This window comes from Heyndrickxia camelliae (genome assembly GCF_002844575.1).
In the GTDB taxonomy this organism is placed as follows: domain Bacteria; phylum Bacillota; class Bacilli; order Bacillales; family Bacillaceae_C; genus Margalitia; species Margalitia camelliae.
On the sequence record NZ_PIQO01000003.1, the window covers coordinates 272,952 to 284,884 of the forward strand.

Annotated in this window: 13 protein-coding genes; all 13 read right to left on the reverse strand. The window is 36.5% G+C overall.

All coding sequences use genetic code 11. From position 1 onward, the window contains the following. Positions 1-2 precede the first annotated feature (2 nt). On the reverse strand, positions 3-452 hold the full coding sequence (ahrC, locus tag CWO92_RS06540) for a transcriptional regulator AhrC/ArgR (protein WP_101353391.1): 450 nt from the start codon (positions 450-452) through the stop codon (positions 3-5). A 209-nt stretch (positions 453-661) separates the two neighbouring features. After that, on the reverse strand, positions 662-1,501 hold the full coding sequence (locus tag CWO92_RS06545) for a TlyA family RNA methyltransferase (protein WP_101353392.1): 840 nt from the start codon (positions 1,499-1,501) through the stop codon (positions 662-664). A gap of 2 nt (positions 1,502-1,503) precedes the next feature. Next, positions 1,504-3,396: a 1-deoxy-D-xylulose-5-phosphate synthase gene (dxs, locus tag CWO92_RS06550; RefSeq protein ID WP_101353393.1), complete on the reverse strand. Its 1,893-nt coding sequence runs from the start codon at positions 3,394-3,396 to the stop codon at positions 1,504-1,506. 240 nt (positions 3,397-3,636) lie between these two features. After that, positions 3,637-4,497 carry a polyprenyl synthetase family protein gene (locus CWO92_RS06555; RefSeq protein WP_101353523.1) on the reverse strand — a complete coding sequence of 287 codons (861 nt, stop codon included), beginning with the start codon at positions 4,495-4,497 and terminating at the stop codon, positions 3,637-3,639. A 23-nt stretch (positions 4,498-4,520) separates the two neighbouring features. Then, a complete protein-coding gene (xseB, locus tag CWO92_RS06560) occupies positions 4,521-4,748 on the reverse strand; it encodes an exodeoxyribonuclease VII small subunit (RefSeq protein ID WP_101353394.1) in 228 nt (75 codons plus the stop codon). Further along, complete coding sequence (gene xseA / locus CWO92_RS06565) at positions 4,741-6,096, reverse strand: exodeoxyribonuclease VII large subunit (protein ID WP_101353395.1); 1,356 nt, start codon at positions 6,094-6,096, stop codon at positions 4,741-4,743. Before xseA ends, xseB begins: the two co-directional genes overlap by 8 nt. A gap of 329 nt (positions 6,097-6,425) precedes the next feature. Beyond that, positions 6,426-7,286 (reverse strand): bifunctional methylenetetrahydrofolate dehydrogenase/methenyltetrahydrofolate cyclohydrolase FolD, encoded by an 861-nt coding sequence (folD, locus tag CWO92_RS06570; protein ID WP_101353396.1) that lies wholly within the window; start codon positions 7,284-7,286, stop codon positions 6,426-6,428. A gap of 60 nt (positions 7,287-7,346) precedes the next feature. Next, positions 7,347-7,739 (reverse strand): transcription antitermination factor NusB, encoded by a 393-nt coding sequence (gene nusB / locus CWO92_RS06575; RefSeq protein ID WP_165786626.1) that lies wholly within the window; start codon positions 7,737-7,739, stop codon positions 7,347-7,349. A 261-nt stretch (positions 7,740-8,000) separates the two neighbouring features. Then, the gene (locus CWO92_RS06580; protein ID WP_101353398.1) at positions 8,001-8,414 is read right to left on the reverse strand and encodes an Asp23/Gls24 family envelope stress response protein; all 414 of its coding nucleotides are present in this window, start codon (positions 8,412-8,414) and stop codon (positions 8,001-8,003) included. A gap of 20 nt (positions 8,415-8,434) precedes the next feature. After that, on the reverse strand, positions 8,435-9,784 hold the full coding sequence (accC, locus tag CWO92_RS06585; protein ID WP_101353399.1) for an acetyl-CoA carboxylase biotin carboxylase subunit: 1,350 nt from the start codon (positions 9,782-9,784) through the stop codon (positions 8,435-8,437). Between the two features lie 13 nt (positions 9,785-9,797). Beyond that, positions 9,798-10,298: an acetyl-CoA carboxylase biotin carboxyl carrier protein gene (gene accB, locus CWO92_RS06590; protein ID WP_101353400.1), complete on the reverse strand. Its 501-nt coding sequence runs from the start codon at positions 10,296-10,298 to the stop codon at positions 9,798-9,800. A gap of 409 nt (positions 10,299-10,707) precedes the next feature. Next, positions 10,708-11,256 (reverse strand): SpoIIIAH-like family protein, encoded by a 549-nt coding sequence (locus CWO92_RS06595; RefSeq protein WP_101353401.1) that lies wholly within the window; start codon positions 11,254-11,256, stop codon positions 10,708-10,710. 12 nt (positions 11,257-11,268) lie between these two features. Then, positions 11,269-11,931: a stage III sporulation protein AG gene (spoIIIAG, locus tag CWO92_RS06600; RefSeq protein ID WP_101353402.1), complete on the reverse strand. Its 663-nt coding sequence runs from the start codon at positions 11,929-11,931 to the stop codon at positions 11,269-11,271. Between the last annotated feature and the right edge of the window lie 2 nt (positions 11,932-11,933).

The following is an 11,933-nucleotide window of genomic DNA, read 5'->3' on the forward strand; positions in this document are numbered from 1 at the left end:
TTTTAAAGCATATCTAAAATTTTATCGGATATAATTCTTGATTTTTCCTCGTCTCTGCAAATAATTAAACATGTATCGTCTCCGCAAAGCGTGCCAACAATTTCATCCCAATCGAGAATATCAATCAAAGCGCCTATTGAATGTGCATTTCCAGGCAATGTTTTTAAAACAATTAAATGACCTGCATGATCGATGCTAATAAATGCATCTGTTAAATTTCTTTTTAATTTTTGCAAAGGATTAAATCTTTGGTCAGCAGGAAGACTATATTTATATCGACCATCGTTTAATGGAATTTTCACAAGGTGAAGTTCTTTAATATCGCGTGAAATAGTCGCTTGAGTTACATTAAACCCTGCATTTTTCAAGCGATCTACCAATTCATCCTGTGTTTCAATATCATACGTGGTAATTAATTCTCTTATTTTAATTAATCGTTGACCCTTACTCATCCTAACCACCTCATACTGAAGCATAAAAATTTTCTCTATTTAATCAACATGTTAGCCTATTTCTTTAAAATTGTATACAAATAACAAAAACTAAGCGTCCTTAATCATACGTTAACTGACAGTAGCTTGTACTGACAAAAAACAGATTAGCGATATTTTTGAGATACAATTTCAAAAAAAGAAATATTTATACCAGAAAAAAGAAGCACTCAGTGTGATGCTCCTTTTGATAATTCCATATGTGCTTCTTCCACTAGCTCCTTAATATCACCAGGTATAAGGTTATGTCCTTTTTCTCGAGAATCTCCGCACCATTTTAAATGGATTAAAAACTCTATATTTCCTTCTCCTCCTGTTATCGGGGAATAAGAGACATTCTCCGTGTTATACCCAAGTTCTAATGCTAAATCTACAATTTTTTCCACTACTTGTACATGTACCCTTTTATCGCGAACAATTCCTTTCTTGCCCACTTGGTCTTTTCCTGCCTCAAATTGCGGTTTTATTAAAGCAATAATATCACTATCAGGAACTAATAGTGTTCTTAATACAGGTAAAATTAAAGATAGCGAAATAAAAGAGACATCAATGGTTGCAAAATTTGGCATGTCCCCTATTAAATCTGCTGGAGTTACATAGCGAAAATTGGTTCTTTCCATGACCACTACCCGTTCATCTTGCCGCAGTTTCCATGCAAGCTGATTATAGCCAACATCTAATGCATAGGACATTTTTGCACCGTTCTGTAATGCGCAATCCGTAAATCCGCCTGTTGATGCACCAATATCTAATAAAATTTTATCTTGTACTTTCACATCGAAAACCTTTAATGCTTTCTCAAGCTTTAATCCGCCACGGCTAACATACGGAAGAGCGTTCCCTTTTATCTGTAAGGGTATATCTTCATTTACTTTTTCTCCTGGTTTATCTAAACGATTTTCATTGGAGAAAACGAGACCTGCCATAATCGCCCGCTTCGCTTTCTCCCTCGTCTCGATAAGCCCTCTTTCCACAAGAAGTATATCTAATCGTTGCTTTTTCATTTTCATCATTATGCCCTTTTTTGTTTTTTGGGAGAAATTGAGATAATTTTATTTACTGCATTTTCGGCCGTAAACCCAATTTCTTCTAATAATTTATCTACATTGCCATGTTCAATAAATTGATCTGGTATCCCCATTCTGTCAATCACACTATGATAATAGCCATGATTATGTGCAAACTCCATTACAAAGCTTCCAAAACCGCCTTGTAACACTGCCTCTTCTATCGTTAAAATTGGCATATTTTGATCCAATATGCCTTTTAGCATTTTTTCATCTAATGGCTTAATAAACCTAGCATTAACCACTTTAACAGAATATCCTTGTTTTTGCAGACGGTTTGCTGCTTCCATTGCCATTGGTATAGACGTTCCAAACGTTAGAATCGCAGCATCCGTACCTTCTCTTAACACTTCCCATGTGCCTATTGGAATTTGTCTCAGGTCTTCATCCAACGGAACGCCAATCCCATTCCCTCGTGGATATCTCATAGCAATTGGGCCACCATCATATTTAATTGCCGTATTTACCATATGCTGACCTTCATTTTCATCTTTCGGCATCATAATAACTATATTCGGAATATGGCGCAAAAAGGCGATGTCAAAAACACCTTGATGTGTTTCTCCATCAGCACCAACTAATCCTGCACGGTCAATGCCAATAAAAACATTTAGATTTTGGCGGCAAATATCATGAACAACCTGATCATAGGCGCGTTGTAGGAATGTTGAGTATATGGCAAGGAAGGGTTTCATTTTTTGTGTAGCCAATCCTGCTGCAACGGTTGCAGCATGCTGTTCAGCAATTCCTACATCATACATTCTGTCCGGCAGCTGCTCTGCAAATTTTTCCAGTTTGGAACCTACAGGCATTGCCGGTGTAATTGCCACTATTCTTTTATCTTTTTTAGCAAGCTTTAATACTGTATCACTCACTAATTTACTCCATGCAGGGGGAGCATTTACAGGTTTAATAAAATCTCCTGTTTCGATTTTGTATTGGCCAGTACCATGCCATGTTCCAATCGTATCATTCTCAGCAGGTTTATACCCTTTACCTTTTTTGGTGATAACGTGTAAGAGAATAGGCCCTTTTGTTTTTTTCGCATATTGAAAGTTCTCAAATAATGCTTCAAAATTATGACCATCTACAGGACCTAAATAAGTAAAACCTAATTCCTCAAAAAATATGCCGGAAACAACTAAATATTTTAAGCTATCCTTGATTCTCTCGGCAGTAGCTGCAAGTTTTCCGCCAACTGCGGGGATTTTTTTAAGGAAACTTTCTAGCTCGTCTTTAGCCCAGCGGTACTTTCCGGCAGTTCTAAGTCTCCCTAATACATTGTGAAGAGCACCAACATTTGGCGCTATTGACATTTCATTATCATTTAATACGACTATTATATCTTTTTGTTCATGCCCAATATGATTCAAAGCCTCAAGTGCCATTCCGCCCGTTAATGCACCATCACCAATTACAGGAACTATAAAGGATTTTTCCCCCTTTATATCTCTTGCAATTGCCATTCCCATCGCAGCAGATAAAGAAGTAGAACTATGTCCCGTTTCCCACACGTCATGTTCACTTTCTGCCATCTTAGGAAATCCACTAAGTCCTTTAAATTGTCTTAGCGTATCAAATTGATCTGCACGTCCAGTTAATATTTTATGAACATATGATTGATGTCCAACATCCCATAAAATTTTATCAGTGGGACTGTTAAAGCATTTGTGAAGTGCTATCGTTAATTCGACAACTCCTAAATTCGGCCCAATATGCCCACCTGTTTTCGAGATCTTTTCAATTAAGAAATGTCGAATCTCTTCACTAAAATCTTTTAATTGGTCTATATTCATATTTTTTAAAAATGCAGGGTCTTTAATGGATAATAGATCCAAAATGGATCACTCACTTTCCTATATATATTCCTCTATATCTGATTATAATAATAATCTCATTTTCTACAATAAAAGGCTATATTATTTATTCCTAATGGAAAAAGTGCCGCTAACACATATGTGATAACGGCAACATTCACACAAATAAATAATCATTAGGATATGTAAAATTGATTATATAAGCACGTTAAGTATAACATAACATCCAATTCTTCTCAATTTGAACCCGCGAGTGAATCTTTACCGATCTCTTACAGCTATTAAATCCGTCATCTGGAAAAGAAGCTCTGTTCGCAACCCTGTTTGCTCTAGAATTTTCTTTGCCTGGTTAATATGATAATGCAGCCGTTCCTTTGCTCCCTCCAGAGACAGAAGGGAAGGATATGTGCTTTTATGATTGGTTATGTCACTTCCAACCGGTTTACCGATAATTGCTTGATCCCCTTCAATATCTAGAACATCATCTCTTATTTGAAAAGCTATTCCAATATGATTGGCAAATTTACTGAACAATTCTTGCTGTTTTTGAGTTGCACCACCAATTATTGCTCCAGCCACAACCGAAAAGGTAATTAATTTTCCAGTTTTATTTGCATGAATATATTCTAACTGGTCAATGGACAAAGTTGTGTTTTCTCCTTCCATATCTGCTACTTGTCCACCTACCATTCCCTCAGCGCCAGCCGCCATTGCTAACAGCTTGATAAGTTCTACTTTTTCTTGAGCTGTAAGTTGTTGATCTTCTGCAATGCGTTGAAAACTGTAAGTTAACAAACCATCACCAGCAAGTATGGCCATTGCTTCTCCGAAAACTTTGTGATTTGTAGGTTTCCCTCTTCGTAAATCATCATTATCCATTGCAGGAAGATCATCATGAATAAGTGAATATGTATGAATCATTTCAACCGCGCAAGCACAAGACAAGCCTCTATTAATTTCTTGATTTAACGCGTGTAATGTAGATAACAGTAATATTGGCCGAATTCTTTTTCCACCGGCTTGCAGGGAATAATCCATCGCTTTTTTTATGATGGATGGAGCATTTAAAACATCAATTTGCTTTGATAATTCCTTTTCAATTTGAACAATGTATTCCTTCATAAACACGTTCAACTCAGTTGTACTCAATCTTCTTCCTCCTTGATGATAAACTCCTCTTCCCCATCATCTGTAATTACTTTTGCTAATTGCTCTTCGACATTCTTTAATTTATCGTGGCAAAGCTTAGATAGCTCCATTCCCTGCTTATAAATATTTAAAGCCTCTTCCAAAGGGACATCCCCCTCTTCTAACCGCTGTACAATTACTTCTAATTTTTCCATAGCCTCTTCAAATGAAATGGTTTCACTCATTATCTAAACTCCTTTCTATCTTATCGACTGTACAATTTAAAGTACCGTCTGAAACTCTTACTAAAATGGAATCGCCGGTGTTTGTTTGTGAAATACTTTTTAAGAGAGAATTTTCTTTCGTATAAGTAACGCTATATCCTCTATCCATTATTTTTAAAGGACTTAAAGCTTGTAAAGTACCTACCATTTGAGAGAAATCCTTTTCTTTATTTCGCAAAATAATTTGTACATTTTTTTTCAGTGCCTTTTCCAAGCGTTCGCAAGCTTCCTTCTCCCTGATTAATTGTTCGGAAGGACGATTTCGATAAAGTCGCTGTTTTAAAAACTGTAATTCTGATTTTGCACGTTGATATAAAAGTTGATTTTCACGAGTTAATCTTTCAGTAAGTCGATCAATATGTTCCATTTTTTGCTGATAAAGCAAATGAGGATTCTTCAAAATATAGGATCTATCTATATAGTCCAGACGCTTCTTTTCATGGCGATATTTATCTGCCATCCCTCTAATTAATCTGGATTTCTTATTTAATAATCTTTCCATCAATTCTTCAATATGAGGAACTGCCAATTCAGCTGCACCAGTTGGCGTTGGCGCTCTTAAATCAGCAACAAAATCGGCGATGGTGAAATCCGTTTCGTGGCCAACTGCAGATATTACTGGAATATCGGATGAAAAGATTGCTCTTGCAACAATTTCCTCGTTAAAAGCCCATAATTCCTCTATGGATCCGCCACCGCGACCGATAATTAATACATCCGCCCTCTTTAATTCATTCGCTTTTTGAATTGCTTTAACAATAGACTTTGCAGCATTTTCGCCTTGGACAAGTGCAGGATGTAAATTTATAGCCCCAATTGGATACCGCCTTCTTATTGTCGTGATAATATCTCTAACCGCTGCACCAGTTGGTGAGGTAATAACACCGATTACTTTAGGATAAGAAGGAATCTTACGTTTTCTTTCTAGAGAAAAAAGTCCCTCCTTTTCAAGTTTTTCTTTGAGCTGCTCGTACGCCAAATATAGACTGCCTATTCCGTCTGGCTGCATTTCCTTTACATATATTTGATATTGACCACTTGATTCGTAAACAGAAATAGAGCCTCTTATTAAAACATTCATCCCATTTTCCGGTTCAAATTTCAAAGCATTCGCTGATGAAGAAAACATAACGGATAATATCCTTGCTTTTGCATCTTTCAATGTAAAATAAATATGACCACTTGAATGCCGTTTGCAATTCGAAATTTCCCCCTTAACATAAATATCTGTTAAATAAGGGTCTGCATCAAATTTTCTTTTTATATATTTAGTTAGAGCTTGAACGCTTAAGTATTTTTGATTTGACATGATAACACCTACAATTATGGTTAAGAAAAGCGTATGCTCCGTAGCTCCAGCGTAAGGACTTAGTCTTTTGACTGAGATAAAGGAAACTGTCCTAGAGGTAGCTTGCGAAATATGGGAAATACTACCATTTTAACCTGACGTTGACTTATCGTCGGAGAAGACGAGAAGACGTACACATTCGCAAGCCGAAAGGCGCTGTAGCTAAACAGAGATAAACTCGTTATAAATTAAATTTCATAAATATAATATTTCTTATTATTTGAAGAAAAGCTGCTTCCTGCATTTTTTTGGAAGACAGCTTTTTCTTTTAATTATACACTTTTTTGTCATCAATTGCGACTTTGTAAAACCTTCTGCGCAGATTTTAAGGTGTTGAATAGCAACATGGTTATCGTCATTGGTCCGACTCCACCAGGAACAGGTGTAATGTACGAGGCTTTACTTTTAACATGTTCAAAGTCAACATCACCACATAATTTTCCGGTCTGATCTCTATTCATCCCTACATCAATTACGACTGCATCTTCCTTCACCATATCCTCTGTTACAAATTTTGCCTTTCCAATAGCCGCAATAAGAATATCTGCCTGTTTAGTGTATAGGGACAGATTCTTTGTTTTAGAATGACAATAAGTAACCGTAGCATTTTCGTTCAAAAATAATTGACCAGCAGGCTTGCCAACGATATTACTTCTGCCAATAACGACTACATGTTTTCCTTCAATGTCAATTTTTTCGTGTTTGATCATTTCCATAATGCCAAATGGTGTGCAAGGCAAAAATGTATCTTGGCCTGTCATCATTTTACCGATATTAATGGGATGAAAACCATCCACATCTTTTTCCGGATGAATCTTTTCGATTACATTTTTTTTATTAATATGGGCTGGCAAAGGCAACTGCACCAAAATACCGTGGATTGATTTATCTTCATTTAGTTCTTCGATTTTATGAAGTAAATCATTTTCTGTAATTTCTGTGCTTAATTCGATTAACACTGATTTCATTCCTAATGCATGACAACTTTTTTGCTTATTTGTTACATACGTCCTTGAAGCAGGGTTATTCCCAACTAAGATAACTGCAAGCCCAGGAATAACTCCTTTTTTCGATAAATCTGTCACTTCTTTTTTTATTTCCTCACGAATTTCTTCTGCAATTCTTTTACCATCCATAATTTTCGCTGGCATTCGACCCATCCCCTTATTGGATGATGTTCTGTGCGAAAAGGACTGAATAAGAATTCTTCTTTACTTACTCATGGAATCTTTTATTTTCGCAAGAACACCGTTAATAAATTTACTGGACTTCTCATCTCCAAAACGCTTTGAAATCTCCAATGCTTCATTGATTACTACATTCGCTGGAACATCAGAGACATAATTCAATTCATATACTGCCAACCGTAAAATATTCAATTCCACTTTAGCTAGTCGATTAACAGACCAATTTTCTAAGTGATTGGATATGATTTCATCAATTTCCTTTAAATTTTTGGAAGTTCCATGAACCAATTCAGAAAGATATGGATCTACGGGTGCACCTTGCAGGATATTATTCATAGCATCCTCTGGACTCGCTTCATTCATATCTATTTGAAATAATGCTTGAAGAGCTTTTTCTCTTGCTGTTCTTCTTTTCATCATTATGTATTTCTCCTTTTGATTGTAAAAATATTAGGTATATCTTTTTATGCGCAAATTTATTGTATTACATTCAAAGTGTTACCATAAAAGATAATATCATAAAAAGGAGAACCTCCGAATGTTTTGTAAAAAATCAATAAATAATTTATGTTTTTCGAAAAAACAATAAGTGCCTGACACCAACATCAATAATAGAATGTATCATCCTAAGTATTGAGTAACTATGGTGCCAGACACTTAAAGGAAAACCTCATTTAATTATGAAAGCTCTGCATCGATTTCGCTTTCATGCTTCAGATTCTCAAATTGAATCCCAACAATATGAATATTTACTTCATCTGCAACTAAAGCTGTCATATTCACTAAAGCTTGTCGTATATTATCTTGAATTTTTTGTGCAACAGTCGGAATCGAGACACCGAAATTCATAATACAGTATACATCCACTTTAATGCCATCTTCCGCTAAATCGACTTTTACACCTTTGCCATGATTTTTTCTGCCTAGACGCTCTGCCACACCACTTGCAAAGTTTCCGCGCATTTGTGCAACACCTTCTACTTCTGACGCTGCAATACCGGCAATAACCTCAATGACTTCTGGAGCGATTTCTACCTTGCCAAGCTCATTATTTACTGTTTCCATCTCTAACATTGGATTTGTTTCTACCATGTCAACACCTCCATAGAGCATTATTTCATTACATCATATTTCTCGAGAAACTTCGTGTTAAAATCTCCGGATACAAATACTTCATTTTCTAATAACTTCAAATGAAAAGGAATAGTTGTTTTAACACCCTCAACCGCAAATTCGCTTAAAGCACGTTTCATTCGAGCAATAGCTTCTTCCCGAGTAGCACCATATGAGATCACTTTTGCAATCATAGAATCATAATAAGGTGGGATAGTATAACCAGGATATGCTGCAGAATCCACACGAATTCCTAAACCACCAGGCGGTAAATACATATTAATTTTTCCCGCAGACGGCATAAAGTTTTTCTCGGGATTTTCTGCATTAATACGACATTCAATCGCCCATCCATTGAATGTTACATCCTCCTGTTTCAGGGATAAAGGCTTACCGGAAGCAACGAAAATCATTTCTTTAATTAAATCTACGCCAGTTACAAGTTCAGTTACAGGATGCTCCACTTGAATACGAGTATTCATTTCCATAAAGTAGAACTTTTGATGATTGTAATCATATATAAATTCTACTGTACCCGCACCGGAATAATCAACCGCTTTCGCGGCTTTTACCGCTGCTTCACCCATTTTTTCACGGATTTCGCTATTTAATGCCGGTGATGGCGTTTCTTCCAATAATTTTTGTAGACGTCTTTGGATTGAACAATCCCTTTCTCCAAGGTGAATCACATTTCCATGTTGGTCTGCCATTATTTGAATTTCCACATGACGGAAGTCTTCAATATACTTTTCAATATATACGCCTGGATTTCCAAATGCAGTGGCGGCTTCTTGTTGTGTAATATTAATACCCTTTTTGAGTTCCTCTTCTGTTCTAGCGACACGAATTCCTTTTCCGCCACCGCCGGCAGTCGCCTTAATAATGACAGGATATCCAATTTCATTCGCGAGTTCCGTAGCTTCCTCGATACTCTCGATGATTCCTTGTGATCCAGGGACAATCGGAACACCGGCAGCCTTCATTGTCTCTCTCGCAACGTCTTTCGTACCCATTTTAGAAATTGCTTCAGGGCTAGGTCCTATAAAAGTAATGTTGCAAGCGCGGCAAAGCTCTGCAAAGTCAGCGTTTTCCGCAAGAAATCCATAACCCGGATGAATAGCATCACAACCAGTCAATTTGGCTACGCTAATAATATTTGTAAAATTTAAGTAACTGTCCTTTGAAGCTTTTGGACCGATACAATAAGCTTCATCTGCCATTTGAACATGAAGAGCTTCTTTATCCGCCTCCGAATAAACTGATACAGCCTCTATTCCTAAATCACGGCATGCACGAATTATTCGGACAGCAATCTCTCCTCGATTGGCAATTAAAATTTTCTTTATCACTCGTGATCGCTCCTTACTTCGTCTTTACCAAGAATAGTGGTTGTCCGTATTCAACAAGCTGACCGTCTTTAACTAGGATTTCCACGATTTCTCCTTCTACTTCTGCTTCAATCTCATTAAATAGCTTCATTGCCTCTACGATACATACAATAGTATCGTTTTTTACTTGGGATCCTACTTTTACATAAGCATCCTTATCAGGTGATGGGGATTGATAGAAAGTACCTACCATCGGAGAAACAATTTTATGTAAGTTTGCATCTTGCGCTGGAGCTGGCTCAACATTGCTCTCTACTCGATTTGTAATTGCATTTTCAACAGGAGCTGCTACTGCAGCTTGTGGTACGCTTTGAACCAATTGTTGCTGAACTGGTTGTACTTGCGCTTCTACTACAGCAACTCCAGAGCGTTTTTTCATTTTTAATGAAGCGCCTTCCGCCTCGAATTCAAATTCATCAATACTTGATCCATCAACAAGTTTAATAATTTCACGTATTTCTTGAATTTTAAACATATTACACCTCTTCTAAAATTTATGGAATCATCAATAGTCTTTCCATGTTTATTTTGATATAGCTGTTACCCTGTTTCCTATTATTATAAACTTTCTCTATTAAAAAAGGATAACAGTAATTAGGACTAACTACTAATATCATACGTAACATGGATTAAAAATTCAACTGTCCCGAGTAAGTGTAATATTAATTTATAAAAAGAACAAATACTCTAGCACCTTGCACATCGGCGTACGGATGTGTAAAATTTGAAATGTAATTTTACCGATACAGTCTTATCGCAGTAAGGACTATTAGAAAGCCGCTAGTCGTTAGGCGCTGAAACTAAAAGGAGACAACTATTAAAAGTTGTCTACGGGTTTCGAGTTAATAAGTTCCTAGGCAACAAAAAAAGGGAATTTGCTTCCCTTATTTTTGAAACTCTACTGCAACTTGTGGAGAACTACCTATTTGTTGTTCTACAAGTTTAATGATTTCGTTTGCTGCAGCTGTGCTTTTCTCCTTAGATTTTACGGTAATATTAATATTTGTACCGTCAGATTGTACTAGTGCATCTTGGTAACCATGTGATTTAATAAGAGTTTCCAGTACTTGTTCCTGCTGAGCAGTGTCCTGGAGTTTTTTCATTTCATCATATGCTTTATTTTTTTCTTCAGCAGATAGATTGGAAGTGGCTAATTTATTCGTTAATTGTTCTTTTAATTTACTTCTTTCATCATCTCTTGACAGACGCATTGCCTCAAATGCTTGATCACCGGCTACTTGAGTAGAAATATTCACCTTCTCACCTTTTTTCGATGTGGAAGAATTTGCTTTATCATTTGTTTTTTCGCCGTTTTTATCTACCATCGCAAGATCATTTGTTGATTTAGGCTCCGAAGTAACATAATAGACTGATAGAACTACGACAAGACTAAGCATTGTTAATAACCAAACAGTTTGTTTTTTAAGTAACATGGTAATTCCCCCTTAATTTTTTTTCGGTAATACGGTTACCTTATAATCCGGAACATCAAATGTTCTGGCTACTGCTTCTTTCACCCATCTTTGAATGGTTATATTTTTTGCTCCTTCTGCTACAACTAGAACGCCTTCGATATTAGGTTTCTTTGTTTCTGTAACAATAGGAGTCTCATTTTCTCCATTGCGGATGATCACTAATTTTTCATCCTGCGAAAGGTCTTCTACCTTTCGTTCACCGCCATTTTGATCTGTTTCCGTTGTAGTTTGATTTTGAGTAGTAGTATTTTTTTCGTATACTTTGCTTTCCGTTGATCCAACATTGACCACTACTTTTACCTTTCCTACACCGTCTATTTGTTCCAATGCATCTTTTAGTTCACTTTCATAATGTTCCTCATAGTCTTTCATCGTTTTTGCCTGTTTCTTTGATGAACCAGTTCCAAAAGTGGCTACATCTTTCTGTTCATTGGGCTGATTTAAGACAGGTGTGGAAGAAGTATCGTTTTGGTTTTTACTCCAAATATTACTAATCAGCATGATGGCAACCCCAAAGAGCAGCAGAATTAAAAAGTATTGAAGCTTTGTATTTTTTTTTCCGCCTCCCGATTGTTCCTGTGAGGCAAACAACTTTTCCTTTATCCAGTCGAAGGGCCCTTTCTTTTCGCTCATTT

Excerpts from the sequence above, each read along its gene's own strand:
- CWO92_RS06580 (WP_101353398.1), bottom strand. The coding sequence starts at position 8,414 with ATGGTAGAAACAAATCCAATGTTAGAGATGGAAACAGTAAATAATGAG.
- spoIIIAG (WP_101353402.1), bottom strand. The coding sequence starts at position 11,931 with ATGAGCGAAAAGAAAGGGCCCTTCGACTGGATAAAGGAAAAGTTGTTT.
- ahrC (WP_101353391.1), bottom strand. The coding sequence starts at position 452 with ATGAGTAAGGGTCAACGATTAATTAAAATAAGAGAATTAATTACCACG.
- folD (WP_101353396.1), bottom strand. The coding sequence starts at position 7,286 with ATGCCAGCGAAAATTATGGATGGTAAAAGAATTGCAGAAGAAATTCGT.
- CWO92_RS06595 (WP_101353401.1), bottom strand. The coding sequence starts at position 11,256 with ATGTTACTTAAAAAACAAACTGTTTGGTTATTAACAATGCTTAGTCTT.
- nusB (WP_165786626.1), bottom strand. The coding sequence starts at position 7,739 with ATGAAAAGAAGAACAGCAAGAGAAAAAGCTCTTCAAGCATTATTTCAA.
- accB (WP_101353400.1), bottom strand. The coding sequence starts at position 10,298 with ATGTTTAAAATTCAAGAAATACGTGAAATTATTAAACTTGTTGATGGA.
- xseB (WP_101353394.1), bottom strand. The coding sequence starts at position 4,748 with ATGAGTGAAACCATTTCATTTGAAGAGGCTATGGAAAAATTAGAAGTA.
- CWO92_RS06555 (WP_101353523.1), bottom strand. The coding sequence starts at position 4,497 with ATGAAGGAATACATTGTTCAAATTGAAAAGGAATTATCAAAGCAAATT.
- CWO92_RS06545 (WP_101353392.1), bottom strand. The coding sequence starts at position 1,501 with ATGAAAATGAAAAAGCAACGATTAGATATACTTCTTGTGGAAAGAGGG.
- xseA (WP_101353395.1), bottom strand. The coding sequence starts at position 6,096 with ATGTCAAATCAAAAATACTTAAGCGTTCAAGCTCTAACTAAATATATA.